Origin of the sequence: Pseudonocardia sp. T1-2H, assembly GCF_038039215.1 — a bacterium.
In the GTDB taxonomy this organism is placed as follows: Bacteria; Actinomycetota; Actinomycetes; order Mycobacteriales; family Pseudonocardiaceae; genus Pseudonocardia.
The window spans coordinates 3,834,729-3,848,353 of the sequence record NZ_JBBPCL010000001.1; the positions used below are offsets into that span (position 1 = coordinate 3,834,729).

General features: G+C 73.9%; 15 protein-coding genes. 8 read left to right on the forward strand and 7 right to left on the reverse strand.

Annotation, left to right across the window (positions count from 1 at the left end):
• Positions 1 to 7: 7 nt before the first annotated feature.
• A complete protein-coding gene (locus tag WBK50_RS18930) occupies positions 8 to 493 on the reverse strand; it encodes a MaoC family dehydratase (RefSeq protein ID WP_341336887.1) in 486 nt (161 codons plus the stop codon).
• A 174-nt stretch (positions 494 to 667) separates the two neighbouring features.
• Here WBK50_RS18930 and WBK50_RS18935 point away from each other — a divergent pair, with 174 nt between their 5' ends.
• Positions 668 to 1,438 carry an IclR family transcriptional regulator gene (locus WBK50_RS18935; RefSeq protein WP_341336888.1) on the forward strand — a complete coding sequence of 257 codons (771 nt, stop codon included), beginning with the start codon at positions 668 to 670 and terminating at the stop codon, positions 1,436 to 1,438.
• 18 nt (positions 1,439 to 1,456) lie between these two features.
• Here WBK50_RS18935 and WBK50_RS18940 read toward each other — a convergent pair whose 3' ends face one another.
• From WBK50_RS18940 to WBK50_RS18955, 4 genes are read right to left on the reverse strand one after another with little or no spacing between them, the layout of a single operon-like run.
• Complete coding sequence (locus WBK50_RS18940) at positions 1,457 to 2,470, reverse strand: MBL fold metallo-hydrolase (protein ID WP_341336889.1); 1,014 nt, start codon at positions 2,468 to 2,470, stop codon at positions 1,457 to 1,459.
• Positions 2,467 to 2,676, reverse strand: a complete 210-nt coding sequence (locus WBK50_RS18945) for a dodecin family protein (RefSeq protein WP_341336890.1) — start codon at positions 2,674 to 2,676, stop codon at positions 2,467 to 2,469. The genes WBK50_RS18940 and WBK50_RS18945 overlap by 4 nt, the downstream gene beginning before the upstream one ends.
• Positions 2,673 to 3,716 (reverse strand): cytochrome d ubiquinol oxidase subunit II, encoded by a 1,044-nt coding sequence (locus WBK50_RS18950; RefSeq protein WP_341336891.1) that lies wholly within the window; start codon positions 3,714 to 3,716, stop codon positions 2,673 to 2,675. The genes WBK50_RS18945 and WBK50_RS18950 overlap by 4 nt, the downstream gene beginning before the upstream one ends.
• On the reverse strand, positions 3,716 to 5,080 hold the full coding sequence (locus tag WBK50_RS18955; RefSeq protein WP_341336892.1) for a cytochrome ubiquinol oxidase subunit I: 1,365 nt from the start codon (positions 5,078 to 5,080) through the stop codon (positions 3,716 to 3,718). The genes WBK50_RS18950 and WBK50_RS18955 overlap by 1 nt, the downstream gene beginning before the upstream one ends.
• Before the next feature lie 136 nt (positions 5,081 to 5,216).
• Between WBK50_RS18955 and WBK50_RS18960 the strand changes: the two genes are divergently transcribed.
• Positions 5,217 to 5,936 (forward strand): hypothetical protein, encoded by a 720-nt coding sequence (locus tag WBK50_RS18960; RefSeq protein WP_341336893.1) that lies wholly within the window; start codon positions 5,217 to 5,219, stop codon positions 5,934 to 5,936.
• A gap of 404 nt (positions 5,937 to 6,340) precedes the next feature.
• Positions 6,341 to 6,799 (forward strand): STAS domain-containing protein, encoded by a 459-nt coding sequence (locus WBK50_RS18965; protein ID WP_341336894.1) that lies wholly within the window; start codon positions 6,341 to 6,343, stop codon positions 6,797 to 6,799.
• Here WBK50_RS18965 and WBK50_RS18970 read toward each other — a convergent pair.
• Positions 6,711 to 7,967, reverse strand: a complete 1,257-nt coding sequence (locus WBK50_RS18970; protein ID WP_341336895.1) for an MFS transporter — start codon at positions 7,965 to 7,967, stop codon at positions 6,711 to 6,713. The two genes, WBK50_RS18965 and WBK50_RS18970, sit on opposite strands and share 89 nt — an antisense overlap.
• 144 nt (positions 7,968 to 8,111) lie before the next feature.
• On the opposite strand from WBK50_RS18970, the gene WBK50_RS18975 reads away from it, so the two are divergent.
• From WBK50_RS18975 to WBK50_RS18985, 3 genes are all read left to right on the forward strand, one after another.
• Positions 8,112 to 9,092 carry a LacI family DNA-binding transcriptional regulator gene (locus WBK50_RS18975; RefSeq protein WP_341336896.1) on the forward strand — a complete coding sequence of 327 codons (981 nt, stop codon included), beginning with the start codon at positions 8,112 to 8,114 and terminating at the stop codon, positions 9,090 to 9,092.
• A gap of 53 nt (positions 9,093 to 9,145) precedes the next feature.
• Entirely contained in the window at positions 9,146 to 9,361 is a 216-nt protein-coding gene (locus WBK50_RS18980; RefSeq protein WP_341336897.1) for a DUF2795 domain-containing protein, read from the forward strand.
• 157 nt (positions 9,362 to 9,518) lie between these two features.
• Positions 9,519 to 10,100, forward strand: a complete 582-nt coding sequence (locus WBK50_RS18985) for a hypothetical protein (RefSeq protein ID WP_341336898.1) — start codon at positions 9,519 to 9,521, stop codon at positions 10,098 to 10,100.
• Positions 10,101 to 10,161: 61 nt separating this feature from the next.
• Here the strand turns inward: WBK50_RS18985 and WBK50_RS18990 are convergent, their stop codons facing one another.
• Positions 10,162 to 10,908 carry a PRC and DUF2382 domain-containing protein gene (locus WBK50_RS18990; RefSeq protein ID WP_341336899.1) on the reverse strand — a complete coding sequence of 249 codons (747 nt, stop codon included), beginning with the start codon at positions 10,906 to 10,908 and terminating at the stop codon, positions 10,162 to 10,164.
• A 262-nt stretch (positions 10,909 to 11,170) separates the two neighbouring features.
• Between WBK50_RS18990 and dinB the strand changes: the two genes are divergently transcribed.
• Together dinB and WBK50_RS19000 are read left to right on the forward strand one after the other, a co-directional pair.
• Complete coding sequence (gene dinB / locus WBK50_RS18995; RefSeq protein ID WP_341336900.1) at positions 11,171 to 12,385, forward strand: DNA polymerase IV; 1,215 nt, start codon at positions 11,171 to 11,173, stop codon at positions 12,383 to 12,385.
• 21 nt (positions 12,386 to 12,406) lie between these two features.
• The gene (locus WBK50_RS19000) at positions 12,407 to 13,588 is read left to right on the forward strand and encodes an acyl-CoA dehydrogenase family protein (protein WP_341336901.1); all 1,182 of its coding nucleotides are present in this window, start codon (positions 12,407 to 12,409) and stop codon (positions 13,586 to 13,588) included.
• Positions 13,589 to 13,625 lie beyond the last annotated feature (37 nt).

Genomic DNA, 13,625 nt, shown 5'->3' on the forward strand with positions numbered 1-13,625 from the left:
TTCCCTCTCAGGAGTAGTAGCGGAAGACGAGGTCGGCGACGCAGCACGGCTTGGGCTCGCCCTCGATCTCGTAGGTGAGCCGGTAGACGGCCTCTGCTCCGCCGGCGAGCTCGCGGACGTCCGCGAGCGCGACGTGCATCCGGATCCGGCTCCCCACGCGCAGCGGCGACGGGAAGCGGACCTTGTTCAGGCCGTAGTTGAGGACGACCCCGAAGCCCTCGACGGTGCAGACCTCCCAGAGCAGGCCGGTCGCCAGCCCGAGGGTCAGGAACCCGTGCTGGACGGTCGTCCCGAACGGGCCGGCCTCCGCCCGAGCGGGGTCGACGTGGATCCACTGCTCGTCGCCGGTGAGCTTCGCGAACAGGTCGATCTGCGCCTGCTCGACGGTGCGCCAGCTGCTCGTCCCGATGTCCCCGCCCGCGCGTTCCCGCAGGCCCTCGATGCCGTGCAGGACCACCGGTCCCGATCGCTGTGTGGTGGTCGGTTCGCCCATCGTCGCGCCCTCCGTCCTCGGCGTGGCTCTTCCGGCTGACCTCGCGCCGAGTCAAACACCGCGCGACGCGGCGGCGGGCCGGCCCGAGGTCGTTTCCTGCTGAGTGGGAGTGCCGGCGGGGTCGTGGCGACATGCGCCGCGAGGTGGCCACCATGGGCCGGGACGAGGAGGGCCATGGCCGGGGGCAGCACGCAGTGGCGGGGACGGTCGGTGATCAGCAAGGTCGTCTCGCTGCTCGACGCGTTCGGACCCGAGGCGCCGGAGCTGTCCCTCGGCGAGCTGGCCCGGATCACCGGCCTGCCCGTGTCCACGACCTACCGGCTCGCGTCGGAGCTCGTCGACTGGGGCGGGCTCGAACGGGCCCCGGGCGGCTCGGGCTACTGCATCGGCATACGCCTGTGGGAGCTCGGCGCGCTGGCTCCGCGCACCGCGGAGCTCCGCGAGGTCGCGCTGCCGTACATGCAGGACCTCGGTGCGGCGACGCGGGAGAACGTCCACCTCGCGGTCCGCGACGGGCACGAGGCGCTCTACGTCGACACGATCGCCGGCCGGGCCGCCGTGCCGACCCGCTCGCGCCGGGGCGGCCGGCTGCCGTTGCACGCCACGGGCGTCGGCAAGGTGCTGCTCGCGCACGCTCCGGACGCCCTCCTGCAGGAGCTCCTGGACACCGGACTGCAACGCTTCACCCCGCACACGATCATCGAGCCGGCCCGGCTCCGGCGGACGCTCGCGGAGGCGCGGCGCACCGGCGTCGCGTGCGCCCGCGAGGAGATGAGCCTGGGGTCGCGGTCGGTGGCCTCGCCGGTCACCGGTCCCGGCGGCGAGGTCGTCGCGGCGCTCGGGCTCGTCGTCCGGACCGGGAAGGGCGACGTCCGCCGCCTCGGCCCCGCGGTCCGCACGGCCGCGCTCTCGATCTCCCGCTCCCTCGGCTTTCGTGCGCGGTGATCGTCGCCCTGCAGACGACTACCGCGCACGGGCACCGGAGGTGCAGTACCACTCGTACACGCCGTCGGGACGGGTCCGCCGCTCCACCTCCCCGGACCAGCGCAGGTACGCGATGTGCGCCAGGGTCTCGGAGAGCGCGAGCTGGCGCTGGTGGGCCAGGATCGCCTTCGCCACCAGCGTGTCGGCCAGCTCGGTGACCGTGCTCGGCCTCGCCTCGATCGCCCGGCGGATCTTCTCCAGGCGCCGCGTCTTGGTGCGCAGGATCGCCTCGATCCGGCCGACCGCGTCACCGAAGGGCCGGCCGTGGCCGGGGTAGACGAGGGTCGGGCCCCGGTCCGCGATCGTCCGCAGGGAGTCCAGGTAGCTGCGCAGCGGGTCGGCGTCGAAGCCGCGCTCGAAGGCGACCGGCGGTGTGATGCCCGGGAGCAGGTGGTCCCCGGAGAGCAGCAGTCCGCGCGCGGGTGACCAGAGACAGACGTGCCCGAGCGAGTGCCCCGGGGTGTGCACCACCTCCCAGGTGTCCCCGCCGATGTCCAGCTTCTCGCCACCGCGGTAGCGGGTCGACGCCTCGACGACCGAGTGCAGGTAGGGCAGCCAGCGGGTCAGGTGGTCCGCGAGATCGGTCCGCTCCAGTTCGGAGACGCCGTGGTCGGCGTAGGTGTCGCGGCGCCGGGCCCGCGCGGTGTCCGGGTGCCGGTACTTCTCGCAGTCCAGGTCCGTCATCGCGTGCATCGACAGGCCCGCTCCGGTCAGCTCCATCAGCCGTCCGGCCAGGCCGTAGTGGTCGATGTGGGCGTGGGTGACGAGGATCCGGGAGACGTCGCGCAGCGCGTACCCGGCGCCCTCGAGCCCCGCCTCCAGGGCGGCGAGCCCGCCGTCGGGCAGGTCCGGCCGCCACACCCCGCAGTCGACGACGGTGACCGAGTCCCCGTCCGCGAGGACGTACATGTTCACGCTCTCGACGGCGTTGACCCCGACCGGCAGCGCGACCCGGGTGACGCCGGGGACGGCGTCCATGACGAGCTCGCTCATCCGTGCAGGCGCTCGAGGAGGGTGAACCAGACGCGCAGCTCCACCCGGTAGGCGGCGGAAGCGCCGTCGACGATTCCCGAGATGTCCTTGACCTCGAAGGACGTGATGCCCTGCAACGACTCCCGGGCCCGGTCCAGCGCCTCGGTGACGGCGTCCTGGATCGAGTCCCCGGTCCCGACGAGCTCGACGGCCTTCTGCACGCTCACGTGGTGTCCTCCGATGGTCCGGGCTCGGCCGCGGCGGGTCCGCGCTGGAAGAGCGAGTACAGGTAGATCAGCGACGGGACCAGCACGAGCGTCCCGATCACCAGGGAGACGAGCATCGCCACCAGCGTGGGCCGGCCGGCGGCGGCGTCGTCGATCGTCAGGGCGGGCGGGAGCAGGTACGGGTACTGCCCGGCGGCCCAGCCGACGAGGATCGTCGCCACCGCCAGCGCCGAGGCGATCCGCGCCGGGGCGTAGCGGCGCATCGCCAGGAGCACGATCGCCGCGACCCCGGCGACCACGGACACGACGATCACGGGCAGCCCCCGCCCGAGGAGACCGTCGAAGAGCAGGGGCGCGTCGGCGCGCAGGACGAAGAACCCCACGAGCCCGGCGGCCCCGGTCACCGCCGCGGTGCCGAGGGCACGGACCCGGAACTCCTCGGCCAGCTCCTCGTGGCCGTCGCGCACCGCGTCCCCGCAGAGGAAGACCGCGGCGAGGTACGCGCAGACCAGTACCGCGAGGACACCGCCGAGCGTCGACGTCGGGTTCGCCCAGCTCGTCACGACGTTCCCGGCCGCGATCCCCGGCGGCACCCGCCCGGACGCCACCCCGCCGACGACCGCGCCCAGGAAGTAGGGCGTGACCAGCGACGACAGTGCGAAGGAGGCGCCGAGGAAGCGCCGCAGGCCGAGCTCGGTGGTGCTCTTGCGGAACGCGAACGCCGCCCCGCGCGCGATCATGCCGAAGGCCGCGAGGGTCAACGGGACGTAGAGCGTGGTCGCCACCGAGACGAAGCCGCGCGGGAACGCCGTCCAGAGCACCACCAGTACGAAGATCAACCAGACGTGGTTGGCCTCCCAGACCGGGCCGATGGAGTGCTCGATCAGGGCCCGGCGCCGCGCCCCGGCGCGGGTGCCGCCGGAGAGCAGGTCCCAGATCCCCGCGCCGAAGTCCGCGCCGCCGAAGAGCCCGTAGGCGATCAGGCCCACGAACATCAGGCCGAGCACCACCTCCGGCAGCGTCACCGAGAACGAGCTCATCACGCGGCCGGTACCGGGTCGTCGCGCTCCTGCGGCGCCGCGGCGGCCTGGCCCCGGGCCAGCCGTCGCAGCACGTAGACCGTCAGCGCGGTGAGCACGAGGTAGATCACGACGACGGCGTAGAAGCCCAGGAAGAGGCCGGGCGCCGGGCTCACGGCGTCGGCGGTGCGCAGGATGCCGTACACGATGAACGGCTGCCGCCCGACCTCCGTGGTGATCCAGCCCGCCTCCATCGCCAGCACGGCCGCCGCGCCCGAGACGGCCACGGCGCGCAGGAACCAGGCGGTGTGCGGGATGCGCCGGTGTCGCCACCAGCTCCACCCGAGCCAGAGCGCGAGCAGCAGCAGGGCGGTGCCGATCCCGACCATCGCGTTGTAGGCGAGGTGGACGATGTTGACCGGCGGCCGCAGCTCCGGGGCCACGCTCTCCAGGCCGGTCACCGCGCCGTTCGGGTCGTGGGTGACCAGCAGCGACAGGCCCCAGGGGATCTCGAGCACGCCGCGCAGCTCGTCGTCGACGTAGATCCCGCCGAGCGAGAGCGGGACGGCGGTGGAGCTGCGGTACAGGCCCTCCATCGCGGCCAGCTTCACCGGCTGGTTCTCCGCGACGGCGTTCGCGATCCAGTCCCCCACCCCGATCTGGATCGGGGCCGCGATCGCGGCGAACGTCAGCGGGACGAGCAGCCCGAAGCGGTGGTAGCGGTCGCGTCGCCCGCGAAGCATCCCGATCGCGTAGACGGACGCGATGGTGAACCCGGTGACCATGTAGGCGGCGATCAGCATGTGCACGAACTGCGGCCAGGTCGACGGGCCGAACATCGCGCCCACCGGGTCCGCGTTGACCACCCGGCCGGCCGGGTCCAGGTCGAATCCGGTGGGGTTGTTCATCCAGGCGTTGGCGGCGATCACGAAGAACGCCCCGGCGACCCCGGACACGATCATCGGGATCGCGCTGAGCATGTGTGCGCGCGGCGACATCCGGTCCCAGCCGAACAGGTAGATGCCGACGAAGATCGCCTCGATGAAGAAGGCGAAGCCCTCCAGCACGAACGGGAAGCCGAAGACCTCGCCGAACGGCTCCATCAGCCCGGGCCAGAGGATGCCCATCTCGAACGACAGCAACGTCCCGGACACGGCCCCGGCGGCGAACAGGATGCCCATGGCCTTGGCCCAGGTGTGGGCGAGCCCGCGCAGGTCGGGGTTGCCCCGCCGGTGGGCCCGCCACTCGGTGAACACCACGATCGTCGGGAACGCGATGCCGAAACAGGAGAAGACGATGTGCCAGCCCAGCGACAGCGCCATCTGCATCCGCGCGGGATAGAGGTTGTCCGCTGCCCCGGCGAGGACGAGCGCGTACTGCTCCACGTCGGCGACCTCCGTGTTGATGATCCGGACAGCGGGCCAAGGATGCGGTGTCCCGGCGGCCGGGACGGGGCGTTCCCGCTCGATGGAAGCGGAGTACCCCACCCGGTGAGCCGCGAATACTGGAACGGTGGACCCCATGCCCGAGGAGCCGTCGCTCTGGCCGGACCCCGCCGCGCTCCGCGCGCTGATGGCCGGCCCGGCCGGCGCGCTGCTCGACCGGCTGCTCCGCCGGGCCGCCCGCCGGTTGATCGGGAGTCGGTTCACGGTGCCGGGGACCGGGGGTGAGCTGGTGCTCCGGCTCGACGCGGTGCGGGCCCGCCCCGAACCGCTGTCCGTCGCGGTCGGCCAGTTCGGGGACGTCGGGGTGAGCGCCTCGGACGTCGAGTGGCGCGGCGTCCCGATCCGCCGGCTGGACCTGGACTGCCGCAACGTGCACGTCCGCCCGACCGGCACCGCGGTGGCCGCACCGGTGACGCTGGCGGTCGCCGTCGGGATCGACGTCGTGCGGGACCTCGTCGCCGCCGCCCGGCCCGCCGTCCGGATCGACGCCGGCGCCCCCGGGCAGGCGCGGGTGGCCTGGTCGCACCGCCCGGGGACGGCCGCGGTCCATGTCGTCCCCGAGATCGCCGGACGCGCGCTGCAGCTGAGGCCGGCCGTCCTGGAGATCCGCTCACGCCGGTTCCGGCTGCCCGGCTGGCTCCCGCCGGCCCGGATCACCCTGCCGGATCTCCCCCGGGGTCTGCGGTTGCGCGACGTCGAACCCGGGGCCGACGAGGTCGTGCTGCGGCTCGTCGCCGGGGAGTGGGCGGAGGAGCTTCCCGCGTCGCCGCTGCTCGACCTGTTCACGATGTCCTGAGGCGGACCCGGTTCCCGCTCAGCGGAACCGCACGGAACGGGCGAGGCCCCCCGGAAGTTCACGGGACATGGCAACGGAATCGATCCAGTGCGGCCCTCACCTCGAGGCAGCGGCCGAGTCCCTCTATCGCCGGTACGGGGCGGCGCCCTGGCGTGATCTACCCGAGGACACCCGTGCGCATTTCCGAGATCTCGTGCGGGCGGGCGTCGACGGCGCCGGGAACCCGCTCACGGACACCCGGCAGCCCTCGGTCTCGGACCTCCCCCATCGGTCAGGGACAACCCGCCGCTGAGCCCGTTCGCCCCGCCGCCGCCCTACCCTCGCGGGGAACCGCCTCCTCGGCCCGTGCGTTCCACGCACCTGAGGCAGTCGGCGGGGCCGGGTGCGAGGCGTCGGGAGGGGCAGTGCACGAGCGCAGGACCGGCGCGTCCGTCGACAGCGTGGCCGTCGACGGCTCGGTGTCGGTGCAGCGGCACCGGCCGCACCAGGACCTCGTCCTCGTGCAGGTGCGGGGAGACGTCGGCGACGCCGCGGCCGCGGACCTCGGCCGGCGGCTCACCGCCGTGGCAGCGCGGGGCATGGACGCGCAGGTGGTGCTGGACCTAGCCGGGGTCACCGCCCTGTCGCGGGCCGGCCTGGACGCGGTCCTGCGAGCGCAGAAGTCGTTGGAGGCGGGCGGCGGCAGCCTCGAACTTCTCGAGCCCTCACCATCGGTGGTCCTGCTCCTGCACGACGCGGCGGCCGCGGAGGACGAGGCCCACCCGCAGCGGCGGGTCACCGCTTCGGGCGCGCCAGCACCTGCCGCAACCGGCGCGGCACGACCCCGCGGGCCGCGTCCAGCCGCCGGGCCTTGCGCCGGGTGACGATCACGCCGACCACCGCGAACGCCCACACCGGGTACTGCACCAGCCAGGCGATCCGGAACGCCTCCGGTGTGAAGCCGCCGAACGCCGTCATCAGCGCCCCCATCACCGCCAGGACCAGGAGCGTCGCGAGGAACCCGCCGAGGTTGACCATGCCCTGCGCCACGGCCAGGTTCGCGCTGGGGTTCGAGGTGCGCGCGATGTCGAACCCGACGACCGAGCCCGGCCCGCCCGCGGACAGCACCAGCACCAGCACGACGAGCAGCCAGATCGGCGCGGGGCCGGGCAGCAGGAGGATCGCGGTCCAGACGGCCACGTCGGCCGCGATCACCCCGAGCAGCAGCCACGAGCGCCGCATCGGGTGCCGCATCGTGAGCACCCCGAGGACGGGGCCCAGGCAGATGGTGCTGATCACCAGCAGCGAGATCAGCCCGCCGGCCGCCGCCGTCGACAGCCCTTGCCCGGTCACCAGGTAGGGCAGACCCCAGAGCAGCGAGAACACCATCATCGAGAACTGCGTGCCCATGTGGCCGAAGAAGCCCAGCCGGGTGCCCGGCCGGCGCCAGACGGCGACGAGCCGGCGGCCGACCTCGCGGGCGGACACGGTCTCGCCGGGACGCCACCCGTCGCCGGGGGCGTTGCGGACCACCAGCAACGCCAGGACGGCGACGAGCGCGCTCCCTGCCGCCGCGATCCCGAACGCCGGGGACCAGCCGAGGCCGTGCAGGAGCACCAGGAACGGCACGGCGGACAGGATCTGCCCGAGCTGGCCGAGGATCGTCGTCAGCTGCGTCACCAACGGGACCCGCCGGGCCGGGAACCAGCGGGGCACCAGCGCGAGCACCGACACGAAGACCATCGCGTCCCCGGTGCCGACGAGCACCCGGGCCAGCGCCGCGAACGGCAGCGTCGTGGCGAACGCCAGCAGCAGCTGCCCGGCCGTCAGCACGATCCCGCTGGCCACCAGCACGGCGCGGGATCCCCAGCGGTCCACCAGCACGCCGGCCGGCAGCTGGCCGGCGACGTAGACCGCGACCTGCAGGAACACGAAGAGGGCCAGGGCGCCGGGGCTGATCCCGAAGCGTTCCGCCGTGTCCAGCCCGGCGGCGCCGAGCGTCGTCCGCTGCATGACGGTGAGGACGTAGGCGAGCACACCGACGGTCCACACCGCCGCCGCGAGACCTGGCCGTGCTGCCGTTCCACCCGCGGTGGCCTGCATCGATGATGCCCCTCACGCTCGCCCGGCCCCGATCGTGGGAACAGTATGGCAAACGTTTGCCATCTTGTGCCGGAAGCGTGGTACACCTCGCGCGTGGACCAGTTCCGAGCGGTGACCCTGCACGACGTCGCGCGGGAGGCCGGGGTCGCCGTGTCGACGGTGTCGCGCGCGCTCTCGAACCCGGACCGGGTGAGCGCCCGCACCCGCGAGCACGTCCGGGCGGTCGCCACGCGGCTGGGCTACCGGCCCAACCGGATCGCGCAGGCGCTGCCCTCGGGGCGCACCCGGATCCTCGCCCTGCTCGTCCCGGACATCACCAACCCGCACAACTTCGGCCTGGTCCGGGGAGCGGAGGCCCAGGCGGGCGCCGCCGGCTACACCCTCGTCCTCGGGGACACCCAGGAGAGCCCCGAACGCGAGTCCGCCCACGCCGACCGGCTCGCCTCGGCGGTCGACGGGTTCGTCCTGATCTCGAGCCGGCTGCCCGACGACGAGCTGCGCGAGCTCCGCAGGCGGCATCCGGTCGTGCTGTTCAACCGCGAGCTGGAGGACTTCCCCAGCGTCGTCCTGGACTCCCTCGACGGGAGCCGGCAGGTCGTCGAGCACCTCGTCGCGCTCGGCCACCGCCGCCTCGCCTACCTCGGCGGCCCGGCCAGCGCGTGGATGGACGCCGAGCGCTGGCGGTCCCTGTCCGCGGACGCGGCCCGCGCCGGTGTCGAGATCACGCGGCTCGGCCCCTTCTCCCCCACTCTCGACGGCGGGGCCGCCGCCGCGGACGTCGGCCTCGGCAGCGGGGCGACGGCGTTCGTCGCGTTCAACGACCTGCTCGCCATCGGGGTCCTGCAGCGGCTCGAGCGCCGCGGCGTGGACGTGCCGGGCCGGATCAGCGTCGTCGGTTTCGACGACATCTTCGGCTCGGACTTCTGCCACCCGCCGCTGACCACGGTCACCAACCCCGCCGAGCAGGCCGGCCGGATGCTGATCGACATGCTGCTGGGGACCTGCGCGCCCGGCCGGGCGGTGCTTCCGACCCCGCTGCACGTCAGGGACTCCACCGGGGTCGCAGCCGGGTGACCCGACGGCCCGGATCCCGGGTTGACCACCGCCTCGCGGGGTAGCCGCACGCCATGGGATTCCAGGTGACCGAGGTACAGAAGGCACTCAAGGGTGCGGACTATCCGATGAAGGGCGACGAGCTCGCCAAGCTCGCCGAACGCAACGGGGCCGACAAGGATCTCGTCGAGGCGCTGCGCAAGGTGCCCGAGGTCGACGGGCCGAACGGGGTCATGAAGCACCTGTCCGGTGAGCTCGGCGGGCCGACATCGGACGACTCCGGCAGCTGAGCCCCGGCCCGACGACCCCTCCCCGGTCACGGGCCGTCGGGCCGGCCGGTCCTCGCTTCCTCATGGCGGCCCGGCGCGGCGGCGGCACCGCGGACGTCGTCCGGCGGCCGCCGCGGTGCAGGCCCAGGTGGCGTCGTCGGCCCGAGCAGGCGGTCGCGTGCCGGCTCCTCGGGCGACCGCCGACGTGGCCGGCGCGCTCGCGGACCGGACGGTGCTCCGGACCTGGGCCGTCGACGGCGGGTCGCTCGGGATCGAACTGTTCGCCGGGGCCGGGCCGGTCGACGCCGCGGGCTCGGCGGCGGGTCCGCGCGCCGACCGCGCGACCGCCACCGCTCGGCCCCCGTTCGGCCCGACCGGCGACCTCCGGTGTCGCCGCTGCCCCGGATGGGCGACGCTGGCGACCGTGCGTGACCGCGAGCCCCACGACCCCTACGCCGAAGTCCTCGACCAGGCCGCCGCCGATGCAGTGCGCCCCCTGCTCGCGGACCCGGCCGACGGGCAGGCGGTGCGCGCCGTCGTCGGGTACCTCGGGGAGCGGTTCGGGCCGGAGGCGGTGCGGGACCTCGCGGAGGTGCTGGCCGCGGACGTCGCGGAGCTGATGACGGTCCTGGCCGAGATCCAGGGCCGGGACCCGCACGTCCTCCTCGACGAGTGGACCCACGACGAGCCGCGGCCGGACCTGCCCGAGGTGCCCGAGGCCAGCGACGGCCGCGGGTCCGCGCGCGAGACGCCGGGGTGAACACCCGCGTCGCCGGGCCTCGGGTGAGGCCCGGCGACGCGTGGGGGGTGACAGGTGCCGCTCAGTGCGTGTCGCGACCCCGCAGCTGGTGCTGCGGGTCGTCGACCTCGACCTGCTCCTTGCGGACCGTGCCGGACACCGTCTCGTCCTCGGTCACGGTGCGGGTGCCGAGCCGGACCGTCTCGACGGCCTCGGTCGTCTTGTCGACCACCGGCTTCTCCGCGTGCAGGGTGACCTCGTGCGTCTCCTCCTCGATCTTTCCGCGCCCGGCGTGCGCCCCCTCGGTGACGGGCTCGCGCTCGAGGCGGACCTCCTCGTGGCTCACCGGGACGGTGACCTGCTGCTCCTCGGTGACGACGTACTTGCGCAGCCGCACCCGTCCCGTCTCCTCGGACTCGGTACCGACCCGCAGCCGCTCCTCGGAGCGCGTCATGGAGTCGTCCGCGCCGCGCGCGCGACCGGTCGTGTCCCGGTCCACGTCCGTACCGCCCGTGGCCGGGCGGCCGTAGTGGCGGCGCAGCTCGGACTCCTCGCGGCCGCTCAGGTGGTCCGCGTCCGCGCCGACGTGCGGCGCGTCCTTCACCTTCGCCTTCCGCACGCCCAGCGCGACGTCCCCGCCCTTGACGTCCGCGCCGTCCAGCGGGACGAAGCTCTCCTTCGTGCCGAAGAGGCCGGTGTGGACGGTCGCCCAGGTCGGCGCACCGCTGTTCTCGTCGACGTAGACCTGACCGATCTTGCCGACCTTCTCCCCGTCCCGGTCGTAGGCCTGGCGGCCGATCAGGTCCCGGGTCATCGTCTCCGTGATCATCTCGCGTCCTCCTGCTTCGTGGGTCGTTGAGCTGACGTCAACGGAGTGCTCGAAGATCGGCTCTCCGAACCGCGAAAGCCCGGACGTCCGGCCCATCGAGGGACCCGGCAGGGCCGAACGGGGCTCCCCGCGTCCCGCAGATGATCACCCAGGGCGAGCGGCGCCCCGTCCCGTGGGACCGCCCGGCGCGGGACCCCCGGCCTCCGCTCGCGGTGGACGGCGGACGCAGGACTACCCGAAACACCGGTGCCGATGCGAACATATGTTCGTGTCCGACGACCCGGCCGAGCAGCACGCGACGATCCTGCACGCGGACCTCGACGCGTTCTACGCGTCGGTGGAGCAGCGTGACGCGCCCCGGCTGCGGGGCCGGCCGGTGATCGTCGGCGGCGGGGTGGTGCTGGCGGCGAGCTACGAGGCCAAGGCGTGCGGCGTCCGCACCGCGATGGGCGGGCGGCAGGCCCGGGCGCTGTGCCCCGGCGCGGTCGTCGTGCCGCCGCGGATGGAGGCGTACTCGGCGGCGAGCAGGGCGGTGTTCGCGGTCTTCCGGGACACGACGCCGCTGGTGGAGGGCATCTCGATCGATGAGGCGTTCCTGGAGGTCGGCGGCTTGCGGAAGATCGCGGGGGCGCCCGTGGACATCGCCGCGCGGCTGCGCCGGGAGGTCGCCGAGCGGGTCGGCCTGCCGATCACCGTCGGGGTCGCGCGCACCAAGTTTCTCGCGAAGGTGGCCAGCGGCGTGGCCAAGCCGGACGGGCTGCTGCTCGTCCCACCCGAACGGGAGCTCGCGTTCCTGCATCCGCTGCCGGTCGAACGGCTCTGGGGCGTCGGCAGGGTCACCGCGGCCAAGCTGCACGCCCTCGGCATCCGGACCGTCGGCGACGTGGCGGGGCTGGGCGAGGCCACCCTCGTCTCGATCCTGGGTCGCGGTTCGGGCCGGCACCTGCACGCGCTCGCGCACAACCTGGACCTGCGCGCCGTCGACACCACCCACCGGCGCCGGTCGATCGGCTCGCAGCGCGCGCTCGGGCGCCGGGCACGGTCCCCGGTGGAGATCGACACGATCCTCGCCGGGATCGTGGACCGGCTCGGCCGGCGGCTGCGCGGCGGGAACAAGGTCTGCCGCACGGTGGTGCTGCGGCTTCGGTTCGGGGACTTCACCCGAGCCACCCGCTCGCACACCCTGCAGCAGGCGACCGCGCACACCGGGACGTTGCTGGAGGCCGCCCGCTCGCTGCTGCGCGGCGTGCTGAGCACCGTCCTGGACCGCGGTCTCACCCTGCTCGGCGTCTCGCTCGCCGAGCTCGCCCCGGACGACGGGGTGCAGCTCGCCCTCCCGTTCGACCAGCAGAGCGGGCCCGCCCTGGACACCACGCTCGACGCGCTGCGGGCCCGGTTCGGCGGCGAGGCCGTCACCCGGGCGGCCCGGCTCGGCCACGACCCCGGGATCAGCGTGCCGATCCTGCCGGACACCTGAGGGGGGTGTGAAGATGGCGCCATGGACTTCGCCCTCTCCGAGCAGGCCGTCGCCGTCCGGGACGGGATGCGCGAGCTCTGTTCCAAGTTCGGCCTGGACTACTGGTCCCGCTGCGACGCGGAGCACCGCTGGCCCGAGGAGCTGTGGGCCGAGCTCGGTGCCGGCGGCTGGCTCGGCCTCGCGGTTCCCGAGGAGTACGGCGGCGCCGGCCTCGGCCTGCTGGAGCTCGCCGTCGCGCAGGAGGAGCTGTCCGCGAGCGGCGCGGGCAGCGCCGGGGCGTTCCTGTACCTGCTCACGCCCGGGTTCGGCGGCGTCACCCTCACCCGGCACGGGACGGACGAGCAGCGTCGCGAGCTGCTGCCGGGGATCGCGGCGGGCACCACGCAGACCTGCTTCGCCCTCACCGAGCCGGACGCCGGCAGCAACGCCCTCGCGATCAGCACCAGCGCGCGGCGGGACGGCGAGGACTTCCTGCTCCGGGGGCAGAAGATCTGGATCTCCGGGGTGCAGCGGGCGGACTGGATGCTCGTCGTCTGCCGGACCACGCCCGCCGCGGAGGCGGGCGGGCGCACCCGCGGCTTCTCCGTCCTGCTCGTCGACGTCAAGGAGGCGCAGGCCGCCGGGACGCTGGAGTTCACCCCGATCCCGAAGGCCGGGAGCCGGATCGTCCAGTCCAACACCGTGCACTTCGACGACGTGCGGGTCCCGGCCCACCGCGTCCTCGGCGAGCCCGGCGCGGGCTTCGCCGTGCTGTGGGACATCCTCAACCCGGAACGGATCCTCGCCTCGGCCAGCGCGGTCGGCGCCGCGGACCTCGCGCTGCGGATCGCCGTGGACTACGCCCGGGAACGCACCGTCTTCGACCGGCCGATCGGCGCCAACCAGGCCGTCGCCTTCCCCTTGGCGCAGGTCAAGGCCCAGACGGAGCTGGCCCGGCTGATGGCGCACAAGGCGGCGTGGCTGTGGGACCGCGGGGAGCCGTCCGGGCACGAGGCCAACATCGCGAAGCTGACGGCGGCCAACGCCGCGTGGGACGCCGCGGACCGGGCGTTCCAGACGTTCGGCGGGATGGCCTACTCGGAGGAGTACCCGGTGGCGCGGCTGCATCGGGACGCGCGGATCGCGAAGAACATCCCCGTGGCCGAGGAGCTGGTGCTCGCACACATCGCGACGCAGGGACTGGGGCTCCCCCGCAGCTACTAGGGTCTGTCCTGCGGAGACATGCCGGCTGGAGATCCGC

Coding starts and splice junctions, on each gene's coding strand:
- WBK50_RS18930 (WP_341336887.1), bottom strand. CDS start 493: ATGGGCGAACCGACCACCACACAGCGATCGGGACCGGTGGTCCTGCAC.
- WBK50_RS18935 (WP_341336888.1), top strand. CDS start 668: ATGGCCGGGGGCAGCACGCAGTGGCGGGGACGGTCGGTGATCAGCAAG.
- WBK50_RS18940 (WP_341336889.1), bottom strand. CDS start 2,470: ATGAGCGAGCTCGTCATGGACGCCGTCCCCGGCGTCACCCGGGTCGCG.
- WBK50_RS18950 (WP_341336891.1), bottom strand. CDS start 3,716: ATGAGCTCGTTCTCGGTGACGCTGCCGGAGGTGGTGCTCGGCCTGATG.
- WBK50_RS18960 (WP_341336893.1), top strand. CDS start 5,217: ATGCCCGAGGAGCCGTCGCTCTGGCCGGACCCCGCCGCGCTCCGCGCG.
- WBK50_RS18980 (WP_341336897.1), top strand. CDS start 9,146: ATGGGATTCCAGGTGACCGAGGTACAGAAGGCACTCAAGGGTGCGGAC.
- WBK50_RS18990 (WP_341336899.1), bottom strand. CDS start 10,908: ATGATCACGGAGACGATGACCCGGGACCTGATCGGCCGCCAGGCCTAC.
- dinB (WP_341336900.1), top strand. CDS start 11,171: ATGTTCGTGTCCGACGACCCGGCCGAGCAGCACGCGACGATCCTGCAC.
- WBK50_RS19000 (WP_341336901.1), top strand. CDS start 12,407: ATGGACTTCGCCCTCTCCGAGCAGGCCGTCGCCGTCCGGGACGGGATG.